Source organism: Pseudomonas entomophila (assembly GCF_029193575.1).
Classification (GTDB): Bacteria; Pseudomonadota; Gammaproteobacteria; order Pseudomonadales; family Pseudomonadaceae; genus Aquipseudomonas; species Aquipseudomonas entomophila_G.
In genome coordinates this window covers 177,023-192,609 of sequence record NZ_JARGCS010000008.1, presented here as the reverse complement: position 1 = coordinate 192,609, position 15,587 = coordinate 177,023, and the positions used below count along the sequence as shown (strand labels likewise).

Sequence of the window (15,587 nt, the reverse complement as noted above, 5' to 3'; positions counted from 1 at the left end):
CCCGCCATGTCATTGCCCGAGAAAGTCCGCCTGGTCGAAGTCGGCCCGCGCGACGGCCTGCAGAACGAAGCCCAGCCCATCAGCGTCGCCGACAAGGTGCGCCTGGTCGACGACCTCACCGAAGCGGGCGTGTCCTACATCGAGGTGGGCAGCTTCGTCTCGCCCAAGTGGGTGCCGCAGATGGGCGGCTCGGCCGAGGTGTTCGCCGGCATCCAGCAGAGCCCCGATGTCACCTATGCGGCCCTGGCCCCCAACCTGCGCGGTTTCGAGGATGCCCTGGCGGCGGGCGTGAAGGAGGTGGCGGTGTTCGCCGCAGCCTCCGAGGCGTTCTCCCAGCGCAACATCAACTGCTCGATCAGCGACAGCCTCAAGCGCTTCGAGCCGATCATGGACGCGGCGCGCAGCCACGGCGTGCGGGTGCGCGGGTACGTGTCGTGCGTGCTGGGCTGCCCCTACGAGGGCAAGGTCAGCGCCGAACAGGTGGCGCCCGTGGCACGCGCCCTTCACGAGATGGGCTGCTATGAGGTGTCCCTGGGCGACACCATCGGCACCGGTACCGCGGGCGAGGCCCGGCGCCTTTTCGAGGTGGTGTCGGCCCAGGTGCCGCGCGAACAGTTGGCCGGGCACTTCCACGACACCTATGGGCAGGCGCTGGCCAATGTGTATGCCAGCCTGCTCGAAGGCATCGCCGTATTCGACAGTTCGGTCGCGGGCCTGGGCGGCTGCCCCTATGCCAAGGGCGCCACCGGCAACGTCGCCACCGAAGACCTGGTGTACCTGATGCAGGGCCTGGGCATCGCCACCGGCATCGACCTGGACCGGCTGATCGCCGCCGGTCAGCGCATCAGCGCCGCGCTCGGCCGGGCCAATGGCTCACGCGTGGCACGGGCGCGTAGCACACAGTGAGTCATACGGATGTCACATCAGTGTGGGTGGAGTGTTACCCCTGCCCTGGAAGTCAGGAAAAAATCGGGTAACACGGAAACAATTCGACAGATTTTCAGGCCGTCCGTTTTCGACAAAAAATGACAAGCCGTTGATTTTAAAGGAATTTAAAAAGTTGGCACGGCTTCTGCTATCTCTCTGGCACAACAAAAATAAAAAAACGCGACACCCCAATAAAAACAACATGCACCGGCTCTGACATAACAAGAACAACACGGCAGAGGCGCAGCAAGCAGATTTTTTTGGAGTAGACGTGCGTTTCAGGGGAATGCCCCGCGATCTGACACAAAACAATAAAACTACCTTCAGGTAGCGACAGTCAGCATCGGACCCGCCAGGGTGAATGTAGGTCAGCGCTCAAAAAAATACGTTTGCTCTTGGCCCCGCATGGGGGCCTCGCTACACCGAAACAGGCTCACAAAAACAACAAGAGGCCGGTTTCCAATAATAAAAAAAGAGCAGGCAACAACGCTTTGAGGGGAGCTTCGGCTCCCCTCAGTGCTTCCCGTCTCCCTCCTCCCGCGCCTTTTCCTCATTCTCACCTTCGACCTTGTCTACCAGCACTGGCATGCTCGCCAGCACCAGCAGCGCCAGCACCGTGCTGATCAATGCCGTGGCTTCGCGGCCCATGCCGGCGGCAATGCCGATGGCGGCGGTCATCCAGAGCCCTGCAGCGGTGGTCAGCCCCTTGACGTGGCTAGTGTCGCGGCCATTGCCCTTGAGGATGGTGCCCGCACCGAGAAAGCCGATACCAGCGACGATGCCCTGGATCACCCGGCTCAAGGCCTGCTCGTCGGCGCCCGCCATGCCCGGGGCCAGGACGAACAGCGCGGCCCCCATGGACACCAGCATGTGCGTGCGCACCCCGGCGGCCTTGCCCTTGTGCTCGCGTTCGAAACCCAGCACCGCGCCGAGAAGCGCGGCCATCAGCAGGCGCACCAGCACTTGGGTGACCTCGCGTTCGTCAGTGATGTCGGTGAATTCGGCTTGTATGGCCTGCCAGATGTTTTGCCACCAAGGTTGCATGGGCGAGGTCTCCTGGGTGTAGAGCGTGTCGTGCCCATCGCGCGGCGAGCCCGCCACAGTTACCGAACTGGCGCTGTGGGAGCGGGCGTGCCCCGCGATTGCGGCGGGCCTGCAAACGGTGGACATTGCCCCCGCGGCACAGTGCCCGGGCACCCGCCGAGCGGCCCGATGCAGCAACCGCCCACCCTGCGCGGTCACACCTGTAACCCCAACCGGAGGACCGCACCATGCCCGTTGAAATCGACGAAAGCACCCGCCGCTGCACCGTCACCGGCCAGGACCTGCTCGTGGAAGCCGATGGCCCGGACATCGAAATCGTCACCGATGAGCAACTGCGCATGTCGGTGGCGCTGGTCCAGGGCGCCCGTGTACCGATTACCGAAACCGAGGCCGACGCACTCACCGTCGCAGGTGCGGTGGATAGTCGCAGGCATCTGAAGGCCAGCACGCCAGGCTCGGTGATCTGAGGGCCGCAGCGTTTCCCAAGGTCATCTGATACGGTTTTTATAGCGCTACCTGAGCCTGTGCTGCAAACAGCGTGGGGGCCATAGTGCCCGGGCCTGATCCAGGCCTGATGAACGAGCCCCCATGAGCGAGAGAATCCCTTTTCGAATCGTCGAGATCGGCGCACCTGCGGCCCAGCACGCCCGGCGCCCCCACGATGGGCGCATCCACACCCGCAGTTTCACCGGCCTCTACCGCAACCTGCGGATCGGCTTCGCCGGCGTGTTGTTCGTGCTGTTCTTCGGCACCGTCTGGCTGAGCTGGGATGGCCGCCAGGCCGTGCTCTGGGACTTGGCCAACAGCAAGTTCCATATCTTCGGCGCGACTTTCTGGCCGCAGGACTTCATCCTGCTCTCGGCACTGCTGATCATCTGCGCCTTCGGCCTGTTCGCCATCACCGTGTTCGCCGGCCGTGTGTGGTGCGGCTATAGCTGCCCGCAGAGCGTGTGGACCTGGCTGTTCATGTGGTGCGAGAAAGTCAGCGAAGGCGAGCGCAACCAACGCATCAGGCTGGCCGCGGCTCCCTGGTCGCTGAACAAGCTCGCCCGACGCACGCTCAAGCACGGCCTGTGGCTGACCATCGGCGGGCTCACCGGGCTTACCTTCGTCGGCTATTTCACGCCGATCCGCCCGCTGGCCGGCGAATTGCTCAGCCTGCAACTGGGCGGCGTGGCGCTGTTCTGGGTGCTGTTCTTCACCGCCGCCACCTACCTCAACGCCGGCTGGCTGCGCGAGGCGGTGTGCATGCACATGTGCCCCTATGCGCGCTTCCAGAGCGTGATGTTCGACCAGGACACGCTCGCCGTTGCCTACGACCCACGCCGTGGCGAGTCGCGCGGCCCGCGCAAGAAAGGCAGCGACCCGCAGGCCCAGGGCCTGGGCGACTGCATCGACTGCACCCTGTGCGTGCAGGTGTGCCCCACCGGCATCGACATCCGCGATGGCCTGCAAATGGCCTGCATCGGTTGCGCCGCGTGCATCGATGCGTGCGACGGGGTGATGGACAAGATGAATTACCCGCGTGGCCTGATCGGCTACACGTCCGAACGCACCTTGCAAGGCGCTGCCACGCACTGGCTGCGTCCACGCCTGCTGGGCTACGTCGCGGCCCTGCTGGTGATGATCGGCGCGCTGTTCACCGCCCTGCAATTGCGCCCGATGGTGTCGCTGGACGTGATCAAGGACCGCGGCCTGTTCCGCGAGAATGCGCAAGGCCAGGTCGAGAACATCTACCTGCTCAAGGTCATCAACAAGACCGGCCAGCCCCGGCGCTACCAACTGCGCCTGCTGGACGCCGACGGCTTCGCGCTGCACGGCAAGACCACCTTCGACATTGCCGCCGGCGAGATCAGCGAGCTGCCGGTGTCGGTGGCAATGCTCGCCGAGCGCCCCGCCAGCAGCTCGGTGGAACTGACCTTCGAGGTGCGCGACAGCGACGAGCCGGCGATCCACAGCCTCGCGCGCAGCCGCTTCGTTGCGCCGCTGAACCGCTGATCCCTTACACTGCCCCTACCTTGCCTGCCAGACACCACGATGAAACGTTACGAACGATTCGCCGACGACATTGCCGAACTGATCCGCTCCGGGGTGCTCGGCCCCGGCCAGCGCGTGCCGTCGGTGCGCTACGCCAGCCAGACCCACGGGGTCAGCCCGTCCACGGTGTTCCAGGCCTACTACCTGCTGGAACGCCGTGGGCTGATCCGCGCGCGCCCACGCTCAGGCTACTTCGTCAACACCCACGCCCCACGCCCGTTCAGCGAACCGCAGGCGCAGGCCTCGGTGAGCGAGTCCACCGCTGTCGACGTCAGCGCCCTGGTGTTCTCCATCCTCGATTCGATCAAGGACCCGAACACCGTGCCGTTTGGCTCGGCCTTCCCCTGCCCCACGCTGTTTCCCCAGCAGCGCCTGGCTCGCTCTCTGGCCAGCGCCAGCCGGGCAATGGACCCACGCATGGTGGTCACCGACCTGTCGCCGGGCAACCCGCATCTGCGCCGGCAGATCGCCCTGCGCTACATGGTCGGCGGCCTCATGCTGCCGATGGACGAGTTGCTGATCACCAACGGCGCGCTGGAGGCCCTGAACCTCTGCTTGCAGGCCGTCACCGAGCCCGGTGACCTGGTGGCCATCGAAGCGCCAGCCTTCTATGCCTGCCTGCAAATACTCGAGCGCCTCAAGCTCAAGGCCGTGGAGATCCCGGTGCAGCCACGCGAGGGCATGGACCTGGATGTGCTGGCGCAGACCCTGGAGAAACATCCGGTCAAGGCCGTGTGGTGCATGACCAATTTCCAGAACCCGGTGGGCGCGAGCATGCCCGAGGCCAAGAAGCAGGCGCTGGTCGAGTTGCTGCATCGCCACCAGGTGCCGTTGATCGAGGACGATGTCTATGCCGAACTCTACTACGCGCAACAGGCGCCCAAGCCGGCCAAGGCGTTCGACCGAGACGGGCTGGTGATGCACTGCGGTTCGTTCGCCAAGAGCCTGGCCCCAGGCTACCGGGTCGGCTGGGTGGCCGCCGGGCGCTTCGCCCAGAAGATCGAGCGGCTCAAGCTGATGACCTCGCTGTGCGCCTCGATGCCGGCCCAGGCGGCGATCGCCGACTACCTGCAACACGGTGGCTACGACCGCCATCTGCGCAAGCTGCGCTACGCGCTGGAAGGCCAGAAGGCCAACATGCTCGAGGCCATCGCCCGCCATTTCCCGGCGCAGACCCGTGTGAGCCAGCCGGAAGGCGGGTATTTCCTGTGGTTGGAACTGCCCGAGCAGATGGACGCGCTGAAGCTGTTCCACATGGCCCTGGCCCAAGGCATCAGCATCGCCCCGGGGCCGATCTTTTCACCGACCCGGCGCTTCGGCAACTGCATCCGCCTGAACTATGGCAGCCCGTGGGGCGATGGCATGACGGGCGCCATGGAGACGCTCGGGCGAATCATCCGTTCGTTCTGAGGCCAGCCTTCGGTACTGGCCGAGCATCGCAGGCGGCACTATATTTCCTGCACCCCTGCCACCGGATGGATCCAGTTCCATGGTGCCGAACGACCCTTTCGACAACGAAGACCTGCTACTGCGCAACGCTCAGCTCGAACAGCGCATGGGCAAGGCGCAAGCCGACCGCAAGCTGTTTGGCGACCTGCTCGACAGCAGCCTGGCGAATGTCTTCGTCATGGACCGCGACCTGACACTGCGCGCAGTGAACCGTACCGCGCGGGACACCTTCCAGCGCGTGCACGGCTTCGTGCCCCAGGTGGGCGAAACGCTGGAGCAATGCCTGCGTGACCTGCCAAAGATGTGCAACGAGCTACTGCCACTATGGCGCCGGGCCTTGGCCGGCGAGGCCTTGGTGAAGAACTCCAGGACCGACACGGCGCCAGGCACCCGGCATTACGAATTGCGTTTCAACAGCCTGCGCGATGGCGAAGGCCAGATAGTGGGTGCCTACCTGTTCGCCTACGACATCACTGAGCGCATGCTGGAGCATGAGCGGCTGCGTGAAGTGGAACTGGCATTGCGCCAATCACAGAAGATGGAGGCTGTCGGGCAATTGACCGGCGGTATCGCGCATGACTTCAACAACCTGCTGGGGGGCATCCTCGGTGCGCTGGAACTGGCGCAAAGCCGCCTGCGCAGTTCTCGCCTGAGCGATGCCGGCGACCTGCTCGAGGTCGCCCACCAAAACGCATCGCGCGCCGCCTCGTTGGTACAGCGGCTACTGGCGTTCTCACGGCGCCAGACCTTGCTGCCGCAACCGGTCGATATCCACCTTCTGGTGGAAGGCATGCGTGGGTTGCTGCAGAGTTCCATCGACCCACATATCGAAGTACGCGACCAGACCCGCCCCGGGCTGTGGCTCACCTGCATCGACCCGCCGCAACTGGAAACCGCCCTGCTCAACCTGTGCCTCAATGCGCGCGATGCCATGCACGCTGGCGGGGTGCTGTGCATCGACTGCGAGAACCTGGCGCTGGACGAGGCCATGGCCAACGAACTGCAATTGCCTGCCGGCCAGTATCTGCACCTGTGCGTCATGGACAATGGCCTGGGCATGGAGCAGGACGTGGCGCGACGGGCCATCGACCCGTTTTTCACCACCAAACCGCTGGGCCAAGGCACTGGCCTTGGGCTGTCGATGGTCTACGGCTTCGTGCGCCAGTCCGGCGGGCAGTTGCACATCGTCTCGCAGCCCGGCAACGGCACGCAGGTGCACATTTACCTGCCCCGCTATCTCGACAAGCCACGCGTCCCTCCTCTGGAACCCCCAAGCATCGCGCCCCAGAGCAAGGTGCGCAGGCAATGCCGGGTAATGCTGGTCGAGGACCAGCCGACCATGCGCATGGTGGTCCATGAGGTGCTTGGCGAGATGGGCCATGAAGTGCATGCCTTCGAGAACGGCCCCAGTGCCCTCGCCGCCCTGGACTCAGGGCTGCACCCGGACCTGTTGGTCAGCGACATCGGCCTGCCGGGCGGCGTCGACGGCCGCCAGTTGGCCGAAGGCTTCCGGGTACGGCTGCCCGCGCTGCCGGTGCTGTTCATCACCGGTTTCGACGAAAACGCCGCCGTCGCCGAGGGGCAACTGCCCACCCGTACCGAAGTGCTGCTCAAGCCGTTCGAGCTGTCCGCCCTCAGCGAACGGGTGGACAGCTTGCTCGAAGCGCAGGACTGACGCGGGCTGCCAATGCGAGGTTGTTTGGCGCTGGCGAAGCTTGATTAACGACCGCCGCCCAGGTCGAGAAAACTGCCCGTGGTGTAGGACGCCTTGTCCGACAGCAGCCAAAGAATCGCCTCGGCCACCTCCTGCGCCTGTCCGCCCCGGCCCATCGGCAGCCCGGCCTCCAGCTTGGCGACCCGTTGCGCGTCCCCGCTCAGGGCGTGGAAGCCGGTATGGATGTAGCCAGGGCGCACGGCATTGACCCGCACCCCCTCGCCCGCCACTTCCTTGGCCAGGCCCACGGTGAACGTGTCCAGCGCGCCCTTGGAGGCGGCGTAGTCGACGTATTCGTTGGGCGAGCCCAGGCGCGCCGCCACCGACGAGACGTTGACGATCGCCCCGCCCTGCCCGCCATGGCGGCGGGCCATGCGCAGCAGCGCGTGCTTGGAACAAAGCATCGGCCCGACCACGTTGGTCTTCATCATCTTCAGCAAACGGAACTCGGACATTTCCTCGACCCGGCTTTGCGGTGCGATAGTCCCGGCGTTGTTGACCAGCGCGGTGACCGGGCCAAGCTCGTGGTCGACCCGCTGGAACAGCCCCAGCACCTCGTCCTCGACACTGGCATCGGCACGCACGGCGATAGCCTGGGCGCCGAGCTCGCGCACCTGGGCCAGCACGGTCTCGGCAGCCTGGTCGTCGGCGTGGTAGTTGATGCAGATGCGGTAGCCCTCGCGGGCGGCGAGCAGCGCAGTAGCGGCGCCGATGCCGCGGCTGGCACCGGTGATGACGATGACCTTCTCCATGAAACCTGCCATTTGACCTGGGGAACGGGCTTACGAGATTAGGGGAAAATGTCTTACGGGGGCAACGGGCACGTGCCCCGCGATAGGGCCGGCACAGGCACCCCCGAACTCAATGCCCCGCCGACGCCGGCCCCGCCTTCGCGGTAAACGGCGGCTTGGCCAACCACACCAGCAGGATCAACCCGGCGAACACCCACGTCAGTAGGGTGAAGTAGTCCACCGTCGACATCATGTACGCCTGGCTGTTGAGGATCTGCTCCAACTGCGCATAGCTCTGCGTGCTCGCCCCACCCAGTTGCTCCAGCGCATGCCGCGTGGCCGGGTCGTACTGGCTGAGGTGCTCGCTCAGGTAGGCATGGTGCTGGTCGGCCCGGCGGATCCAGATCCAGCTGGTCAGCGACGCCGCGAAGCTGCCGCCGAGGGTGCGCAGGAAGGTGGCCAGGCCCGAGCCATCGGCGATCTGCTGCGGCGGCAGGTCAGACAACAGGATGCTCAAGGTCGGCATGAAGAACAGCGCCACGCCAATGCCCATGAACAGCTGCACCAACGCCACATGGGTGAAGTCCACCTCGTTGGTGAACCCCGCGCGCATGTAGCAGCTGGCGCCGATCGCCAGGAACGCCAGGCCCGCCAGCAGGCGCAGGTCGAAGCGCTGGGCATACTTGCCGACGAAGGGCGACATGATCACCGGCAGCAGGCCGATCGGCGCCACCGCCAGCCCCGCCCAGGTGGCGGTGTAGCCCATCTGTGTCTGTAGCCACTGCGGCAGGATCAGGTTGATGCCGAAGAACCCGGCATAGCCGCCCACCAGTACCATCGTGCCGATGCGAAAATTGCGGTGCACGAACAGGCGCAGGTTGACCACCGGGTGGCGGTCGGTCAGCTCCCAGATCACGAACACGGCCAGGAACACCACCGAGATCAGGCTGCCGGTGACGATGAACGACGACTCGAACCAGTCCAGGTCATTGCCCTTGTCGAGGACCACCTGCAACGCGCCGACGCCGACGATCAAGGTAATCAACCCCACGTAGTCCATGGGCTGGCGGCTGGTGACCACCGGCCGCGCGCGCATTTGCTGGCGTACCACGGCGGTGGCGAACAGGCCGATGGGCACGTTGATGAAGAAGATCCAGGGCCAGCTGTAGCTGTCGGTGATCCAGCCGCCAAGAATCGGCCCGGCGATCGGCGCCACCACCGTGACCATCGCCAGCAACGCCAGCGCCATGCCGCGTTTGGCCGGCGGGTAGACGGCGATCAGCAAGGTCTGGGTCATCGGGTACAACGGCCCGGCGACCACGCCCTGCAACACGCGAAAGCCCACCAGCTCCGGCATCGACTGGGCGATGCCGCACAGGAACGAGGCCAGCACGAACAGCAGCGTGGCCCAGGTGAACAGCTTCACTTCGCCGAAACGCCGGCTCAGCCAGCCGGTCAGCGGCAGGGCGATGGCGTTGCTCACGGCGAACGAGGTGATGACCCAGGTGCCTTGCTCGTAGCTCACCCCAAGGTTGCCGGAGATGGTCGGCAGGGCCACGTTGGCGATGGTGGTGTCGAGCACCTGCATGAAGGTCGCGAGCGACAGGCCGATGGTGGTCAGCAGCAGGCTCGGCGGGGTGAACTGCGCGGGCGCGGCGTTGCTCATCGCTGCGCCGTCTTGCCGTTGCTGGCGCTGTTGTCGTGGATCAGGCGGGTGATCAGGGTGTCCGCCTCGGCCAGTTGGCGGTCATACACCTGGGTGGTGTAGCTGGCCTGCTGCGGTGGCTGCTGGGCCAGCGCCGGGCCGCTCTGGTCGTGCAGATCGACTTCGGCCACGGTGGACAGGCCGATGCGCAGTGGGTGCTCCTTGAGCTGGGCCGGGTCCAGGTGGATGCGCACAGGCACACGCTGGACGATCTTGATCCAGTTACCGGTGGCGTTCTGCGCAGGCAGCAGCGCGAAGGCGCTGCCGGTACCGGCACCGAGGCTGTCGACGGTGCCGTCGAAGCTGACCGCGCTGCCGTACAGGTCTGCGGTGACGTGCACGGGTTGGCCGATGCGCATCTCACGCAGTTGGGTTTCCTTGAAGTTGGCGTCGATCCACACCTGGTCCAGGGGGATCACCGCCATGGTCGCGCTGCCCGGTTGCAGGCGCTGGCCCAGTTGCACGGTGCGCTTGGCCACATAGCCGGTCACGGGCGCCACCAGGGTGGTGCGGGCATTGTCCAGGTAGGCCTGACGCAGGTCGGAGGCGGCGGCCATCACGTTCGGGTGCGAGGACACCACGGTGTCGTCGACCAGCGCGGTGCTGGTGGCCAGTTGCTGGCGGGCGTTGTCCAGGGCGCTTTGCGCGGCGGTCAGGTCGTCGCGCGAATGGGACAGTTCCTCGGCAGCGATGGCGCCGCTGTCCGCCAGCACCTTGCGCCGGTTGTAGTTTTCCTGGGCCTTTTTCAGTTCCGCCTGGCGCGTCTGCACCAAGGCCTTCAGCGCATCGACGTTGCTGTACAACCCGCGCACCTCGCGCACGGTGCGCGCCAGCTTGGCCTGCGCGGCCTGTAGGGCGACCTGGCTGTCGCTGGGGTCGAACTGCAGCAGCACCTGGCCCTCGTGGACCAGGTCACCGTCGTCGGCGCCGATACTGGTGACGGTGCCAGCCACCAGCGGCGTGATCTGCACCACGTTGCCATTGACGTAGGCATCGTCGGTGCTTTCGTGCCAGCGCCCGACCAGGCTGTACCAGGCCCAGGCGCCGGCACCGGCGAGAATCAGAACGAGCAGCAGGGCCAGCAGCCAGGCTTTTCGTTTGCCGTTGGCTTCGGGCACTTCGGCGGTGGTGGGTGCGTCCGAGGGAGTGGCCATGAGGAGTACCTTGAATCAGGAGGTCAGAGTTCTCGATCGCCGAACCGGGCAATCGTCAGGGGGTCGCCAGCGCCCAGCAGGACCTTCGCCAACAGCGCTTCGAGGGTCTTGAGCTCATCGGCTGCGAGCACGCCAACCAGCTCGTTCATCGCCATCGCACCGATTTCCGGCAGGCGGTCGGCCAGGCGCTGACCGTCCTGGGTCAGCGCCAAGCGCACCTGGCGGCGGTCGTCGGGGCAACGGTTACGCAGGATCAAGCCCTTCTGCTCGAGGCGGTCGAGCATCCGGGTCATCGAACCACTGTCCAGACCCAGGTAGCGGCACAGCTCGGCCGGGGTGTCGACCTGGTACTGCGTGACGATGATCAGCACCTTGAACTGCGCGGCGGTCACACCGTCGCCCTCCAGGTGCCAGTCGAGGATGCGGTCCTTGAGCAACGCGGCGCGCCCGAGCAGCATGCCGATGGCGCAGGTTTGGAAGTTTTCCGGTGTGAAATGCGGCATGGACGACTGCTCTGGGTGAATGTTTAAAAATATTACTGCCTAGGCAGTGAATGTCAAAGCCTTTATTAGCAAGCTATTAAATGGGGCCGATGGCATGCAGGTTTCCTGGCCCCTTCCCCAGGGTTCGACTGGGCTCGAAATACGACGAAAAATCCCGCAACTGATAGTCATTCGCCATTATCTCGGTTCTCGCCGACCCCTGCTCGGGGGTAGAATGCGCAAAACCGGGAGCCTCGATGAACCACGACCGCCACATCCCCCACGACGACGATGCAATCACCGATGCCGCCGCGCATTGGTGCATGCGCCTGCACGCCGACGATTGCACGGCGGCCGAGCGCTCGACGTTCGAACGGTGGCTGGCGGCCGACCCTCGGCATGCCGAGGAATACCAGGCCATGGTGGAGATCTGGCAAACCGCCGACCTGCTACCGCGGCAAAGCACCGTGGTCCAGCCGTTGCCCATCGCCATTCGCCCAGGCCGGCAACGCAACTGGCGCCCCCTGGCATCGGCCGCGGCGATCACCCTGCTGGCCCTGCCCCTGGCTGGCTGGGTCGGTTGGGAACAAGGCTGGTTGCCGAGCAGCTACCAGCATGTGCAAGCCACCGACCAACTGCGCCAGGTGCGATTGAGCGACGGCAGCGACGTCCAGCTCAACCTGCACACCGAGTTGCGCTACCTCAACTACAAGGACCGCCGCCAGGTCACGCTGCTCGACGGCGAGGCGTTCTTCAAGGTCAGCCACGACAGCGAACACCCGTTCATCGTGCGCGCCGGCCACGGCCAGACGCGGGTCACCGGCACCCAGTTCAACGTGTGGAAGTATCAGGACCAGGTCAAGGTCACCCTGGTGGAGGGCTCGGTGCTGGTCTCCAGCAACGGCGATGACGGCGGCTATCGCCTCGGCCCGGGGATGCAGGCCAGCTACCGGGTGGGCGACTTCGAACCACAACTGGCACAAAGCGATGACTACGCCAACAGCCTGGCTTGGCGCAGTGGCCGCCTGGTGCTGGACAACCTGAGCCTGGCCCAGGCGCTGCCAGTGATCAACCGCTACCTGGAAAAACCGCTGCTGCTGGCCGACGGCAGCGTCGGCAGCATCCGCATCAGCGGCATCTACAATACCCGCGAGGTCAGCCGCCTGGTGGACAGCCTGCCCAAGGTGCTGCCGATCTACCTGACCCGCAGCAAGGACGGCAGCACCGTCCTCAACCGCATCCTGCCCTCGCCGGAGCGGGGCTGAACGCCCTTCCCGCCCTACAGCACCATCGCCGCCAGCCAGCCGAACGCCAGCAGCGGCAGGTTGTAGTGGAGGAAGGTCGGCACCACGGTGTCCCAGATATGGTGGTGCTGGCCGTCCACGTTCAACCCTGAGGTCGGCCCCAAGGTCGAGTCCGACGCTGGCGACCCGGCATCCCCCAGCGCCCCCGCCGTGCCGACGATGCACACGGTAGCCACGGGGTCGAAGCCCAACTGCACGCACAACGGCACGAAGATCGCCGCCAGGATCGGCACCGTGGAGAACGACGAGCCGATGCCCATGGTCACCAACAACCCCACCAGCAGCATGAGCAAGGCGCCGATGCCCTTGCTGTGGTCGATCCACCGCGCGGCAGTCTCCACCAGGGTCTTGACCTCGCCGGTGGCCTTCATCACTTCGGCGAAGCCTGAGGCGGCGATCATGATGAAACCGATCATGGCCATCATCTTCATGCCTTCGGTGAACAGGTCGTCGGTATCCTTCCAGCGCACGATCCCCGACAGCGAGAAGATCAGGAAGCCGACCATGGCGCCAATGATCATCGAGTCCAGCCACAACTGGATGATGAACGCAGCGGCGATGGCCGCGCCGGCCACCAGCAGGGTCAGCGGGTTGTATTGCACGCTGACCTGCTCGACCTGCTCAATGCGCGCCAGGTCGTAGTCGCGCTTTTTGCGATAACTGAACAACACCGCCAGCAACAGCCCCGCGAGCATGCCCGCCGCCGGGATCGCCATGGCGTGGGTGACGTTGACGCCGCTGACGTCGACCCCGGCGCGGCTGACGTTGGCCAACAGGATCTCGTTGAGGAAGATGTTGCCGAAACCCACCGGCAGAAACATGTACGGGGTGATCAGGCCGAAGGTGATCACGCAAGCGATCAGCCGACGATCGATGCGCAGCCGGGTCAGCACGTACAACAGCGGCGGCACCAGCAACGGGATGAAGGCGATGTGGATCGGCAGGATGTTCTGCGAGGACACCGCCACCACCAGCATCAGGCCGATCAGCAGCCACTTGACCTGGCCACCGTCGTGGCCCTGGCGGTCGATCATCGCCAGGGCGCGGTCGGCCAAGGCATGCGCCAGGCCTGACTTGGCGATGGCCACGGCGAAGGCGCCGAGCAGCGCATAGGACAGTGCGACCGTGGCGCCCCCCCCTAAACCGCCATTGAAGGCCTTGAGCGTGCCTTCGATACCCAGGCCACCCACCAGGCCACCGGCCAGGGCGCCGATGATCAGGGCGATGACCACGTGCACGCGGGAAAGGCTCAGTACCAGCATGATACCGACCGCGGCAATCACTGCATTCATGGGGTGCAATACCTCGTTGCGACAGACAGAAAGCGAGCGCTCCGGCGACAGGCTGCGGGTAGGCAGAGGCCGGACCAGGGGATGTTGTTATGGAGGGCGCGTACTCTGAAGCACGGAGGAGCGGATGTCAAAAGCGCCGGTGCTACGGCGCATTCGCGGTATCGGCGGCCTGTGTTCTATCCGTGTCGGCCTCTCGCGGGTGCAAGCCCGCTCAGATTAGGACGGCGCGGTTCCCGGAGCGGGCTTGCCCCGTGATGAGGCACGCAGGAACACCGCCGTTGACACATCGCACCTTATTTAATTGAACGTTTAAATAAAGAAAATCCCAGCCCCGCCGACACCCTCGACAGCCCCGGCTTTAATTACAAGGGATTTGCCTCATGCCTTCGCGACAACTGTCCATCCAATGGAAGATCACCCTGCTGGCCGGCCTGTGCCTGGCAAGCATCGTCACCTTGCTCGTCGGCCTCTCGCTATACCGCATGGACCACAGCTCCGACCTGGTCAAGGCCAGTAGCATGCACATGCTCACAGAGGCCGCCCAGGCGCGTATCGAGTCCCAGGGCGAGGTGCAGGCGCTGAGCATCCGCCGCCAGTTCATGGACGCCTACCAGTACGGCGCAGGCTTCGCCCGCCAGGTATTGTTCCTGCGCGAGCAGGCCGAAAAGCGCTTCCTCGATGCCTACGACCTGCGCCAGGACATGACCGCCCAGGTGCGCGCCGCCCTGCAGGCCAACCCCAGCCTGCTCGGCCTGTCGCTGGTGTTCGAGCCCGGCGCCCTGGACGGCAAGGACAGCCTGTTCGCCGGCCAGGCCGAGTTGGGCAGCAACGAGACCGGGCGCTTCGCCCTGTACTGGTCGCAGCCACACGCCGGCCAGTTGACCGCCATGGCCCTGCCCGAGCACGACATGCGCAACACCGAAATCGGCCCCAGCGGTGAGCCGGCCAACACGTGGTGGGCCTGCCCGCACAGCACACGCAAGGTGTGCGTGACAGAACCGTACTTCTACGATATCGACGGCAAGCGGGTGTTGATGACCAGCATCGTGTTTCCGTTGATGGCCGCCGACAAGGTCATCGCCACGCTGTCGATCGACATCAACCTCAACAGCTTGCAGGCCCTGAGCCAGGACGCCAGCCGCAGCCTCTACGAAGGCCGCACCACGGTGGGCATCCTCAGCCCCGTGGGCCTGCTGGCGGGCTACAGCGCCGATGCCGGCAAGCTCGCCCAGCGCTTCGACCAAATCGACCGCTCCCAAGGCGCCGAGCTGGTGCGCCGCCTGGCCGAGGGCAAGTTGCAGGTGGTGCATGGCGACACGCGACTGAAAGTGCTCACCGCGTTCGAGCCGATCCCCGGCGGCAAGCCCTGGGGCGTGTTACTGGACGTGCCGGAAAGCGCCCTGACCGGCCCGGCCGAGCAGCTCAAGCAGGAGCTGGACGCCCTCAACACCAGCGGCACCCTGCTCGAACTGGGGCTGGGCCTGGCTGCGGCGATCGCCGGGTTGTTGCTGGTATGGCTGATGGCCCGCGGCGTGACCCGACCGATCCTCGGCGTGGCCGCCATGCTCAAGGACATCGCCAGCGGCGAAGGCGACCTGACCCGCCGCCTGCACTACGACAAGCGCGACGAGTTGGGTGAACTGGCCGGCTGGTTCAACCGCTTCCTCGACAAGCTGCAACCGACCATTGCCGAGGTGAAACGCTCGGTGCAGGCCGCACGCGGCACCGCCGACCAGTCGGCGGCCATC

Annotated in this window: 12 protein-coding genes and 1 pseudogene; 7 read left to right on the top strand and 6 right to left on the bottom strand. The window is 65.4% G+C overall.

What is annotated here, in order from left to right; all coding sequences use genetic code 11:
* Positions 1-6 precede the first annotated feature (6 nt).
* Positions 7-906, top strand: coding sequence for a hydroxymethylglutaryl-CoA lyase (locus tag P0Y43_RS02485; protein WP_275635714.1), 900 nt, complete (start codon positions 7-9; stop codon positions 904-906).
* Positions 907-1,440: 534 nt separating this feature from the next.
* On the opposite strand, the gene P0Y43_RS02480 is transcribed toward P0Y43_RS02485, so the two are convergent.
* Positions 1,441-1,971: an MgtC/SapB family protein gene (locus P0Y43_RS02480; RefSeq protein ID WP_275635713.1), complete on the bottom strand. Its 531-nt coding sequence runs from the start codon at positions 1,969-1,971 to the stop codon at positions 1,441-1,443.
* Positions 1,972-2,198: 227 nt separating this feature from the next.
* On the opposite strand from P0Y43_RS02480, the gene P0Y43_RS02475 reads away from it, so the two are divergent.
* From P0Y43_RS02475 to P0Y43_RS02460, 4 genes are all read left to right on the top strand, one after another.
* The gene (locus P0Y43_RS02475; protein WP_275635712.1) at positions 2,199-2,438 is read left to right on the top strand and encodes a DUF3203 family protein; all 240 of its coding nucleotides are present in this window, start codon (positions 2,199-2,201) and stop codon (positions 2,436-2,438) included.
* A 121-nt stretch (positions 2,439-2,559) separates the two neighbouring features.
* Complete coding sequence (gene ccoG, locus P0Y43_RS02470) at positions 2,560-3,969, top strand: cytochrome c oxidase accessory protein CcoG (protein ID WP_275635711.1); 1,410 nt, start codon at positions 2,560-2,562, stop codon at positions 3,967-3,969.
* Between the two features lie 39 nt (positions 3,970-4,008).
* Entirely contained in the window at positions 4,009-5,418 is a 1,410-nt protein-coding gene (mapR, locus tag P0Y43_RS02465; protein ID WP_275635710.1) for a GntR family transcriptional regulator MpaR, read from the top strand.
* Positions 5,419-5,497: 79 nt separating this feature from the next.
* On the top strand, positions 5,498-7,132 hold the full coding sequence (locus P0Y43_RS02460) for a PAS domain-containing sensor histidine kinase (protein WP_275635709.1): 1,635 nt from the start codon (positions 5,498-5,500) through the stop codon (positions 7,130-7,132).
* A 44-nt stretch (positions 7,133-7,176) separates the two neighbouring features.
* Here P0Y43_RS02460 and P0Y43_RS02455 read toward each other — a convergent pair whose 3' ends face one another.
* The 4 genes from P0Y43_RS02455 to P0Y43_RS02440 all read right to left on the bottom strand — a co-directional run bounded on the left by P0Y43_RS02455 (position 7,177) and on the right by P0Y43_RS02440 (position 11,264).
* The gene (locus P0Y43_RS02455) at positions 7,177-7,923 is read right to left on the bottom strand and encodes an SDR family oxidoreductase (RefSeq protein ID WP_275635708.1); all 747 of its coding nucleotides are present in this window, start codon (positions 7,921-7,923) and stop codon (positions 7,177-7,179) included.
* A gap of 109 nt (positions 7,924-8,032) precedes the next feature.
* A complete protein-coding gene (locus P0Y43_RS02450; RefSeq protein ID WP_275635707.1) occupies positions 8,033-9,568 on the bottom strand; it encodes a DHA2 family efflux MFS transporter permease subunit in 1,536 nt (511 codons plus the stop codon).
* Positions 9,565-10,761 (bottom strand): efflux RND transporter periplasmic adaptor subunit, encoded by a 1,197-nt coding sequence (locus P0Y43_RS02445; RefSeq protein WP_275635706.1) that lies wholly within the window; start codon positions 10,759-10,761, stop codon positions 9,565-9,567. Before P0Y43_RS02445 ends, P0Y43_RS02450 begins: the two co-directional genes overlap by 4 nt.
* 23 nt (positions 10,762-10,784) lie before the next feature.
* On the bottom strand, positions 10,785-11,264 hold the full coding sequence (locus P0Y43_RS02440; RefSeq protein WP_275635705.1) for a MarR family winged helix-turn-helix transcriptional regulator: 480 nt from the start codon (positions 11,262-11,264) through the stop codon (positions 10,785-10,787).
* Between the two features lie 236 nt (positions 11,265-11,500).
* On the opposite strand from P0Y43_RS02440, the gene P0Y43_RS02435 reads away from it, so the two are divergent.
* Positions 11,501-12,508 carry a FecR family protein gene (locus tag P0Y43_RS02435; protein WP_275635704.1) on the top strand — a complete coding sequence of 336 codons (1,008 nt, stop codon included), beginning with the start codon at positions 11,501-11,503 and terminating at the stop codon, positions 12,506-12,508.
* 14 nt (positions 12,509-12,522) lie between these two features.
* On the opposite strand, the gene P0Y43_RS02430 is transcribed toward P0Y43_RS02435, so the two are convergent.
* On the bottom strand, positions 12,523-13,839 hold the full coding sequence (locus tag P0Y43_RS02430; protein ID WP_275635703.1) for a Na+/H+ antiporter family protein: 1,317 nt from the start codon (positions 13,837-13,839) through the stop codon (positions 12,523-12,525).
* Positions 13,840-14,219: 380 nt separating this feature from the next.
* On the opposite strand from P0Y43_RS02430, the pseudogene P0Y43_RS26990 reads away from it, so the two are divergent.
* Positions 14,220-15,506 (top strand): annotated as a pseudogene (locus P0Y43_RS26990) (HAMP domain-containing protein); the annotation flags it as partial.
* Positions 15,507-15,587 lie beyond the last annotated feature (81 nt).

Coding starts and splice junctions, on each gene's coding strand:
- P0Y43_RS02430 (WP_275635703.1), bottom strand. CDS start 13,839: ATGAATGCAGTGATTGCCGCGGTCGGTATCATGCTGGTACTGAGCCTT.
- P0Y43_RS02480 (WP_275635713.1), bottom strand. CDS start 1,971: ATGCAACCTTGGTGGCAAAACATCTGGCAGGCCATACAAGCCGAATTC.
- P0Y43_RS02485 (WP_275635714.1), top strand. CDS start 7: ATGTCATTGCCCGAGAAAGTCCGCCTGGTCGAAGTCGGCCCGCGCGAC.
- P0Y43_RS02445 (WP_275635706.1), bottom strand. CDS start 10,761: ATGGCCACTCCCTCGGACGCACCCACCACCGCCGAAGTGCCCGAAGCC.
- P0Y43_RS02455 (WP_275635708.1), bottom strand. CDS start 7,923: ATGGAGAAGGTCATCGTCATCACCGGTGCCAGCCGCGGCATCGGCGCC.
- P0Y43_RS02475 (WP_275635712.1), top strand. CDS start 2,199: ATGCCCGTTGAAATCGACGAAAGCACCCGCCGCTGCACCGTCACCGGC.
- P0Y43_RS02435 (WP_275635704.1), top strand. CDS start 11,501: ATGAACCACGACCGCCACATCCCCCACGACGACGATGCAATCACCGAT.
- P0Y43_RS02440 (WP_275635705.1), bottom strand. CDS start 11,264: ATGCCGCATTTCACACCGGAAAACTTCCAAACCTGCGCCATCGGCATG.
- ccoG (WP_275635711.1), top strand. CDS start 2,560: ATGAGCGAGAGAATCCCTTTTCGAATCGTCGAGATCGGCGCACCTGCG.
- P0Y43_RS02460 (WP_275635709.1), top strand. CDS start 5,498: ATGGTGCCGAACGACCCTTTCGACAACGAAGACCTGCTACTGCGCAAC.
- mapR (WP_275635710.1), top strand. CDS start 4,009: ATGAAACGTTACGAACGATTCGCCGACGACATTGCCGAACTGATCCGC.
- P0Y43_RS02450 (WP_275635707.1), bottom strand. CDS start 9,568: ATGAGCAACGCCGCGCCCGCGCAGTTCACCCCGCCGAGCCTGCTGCTG.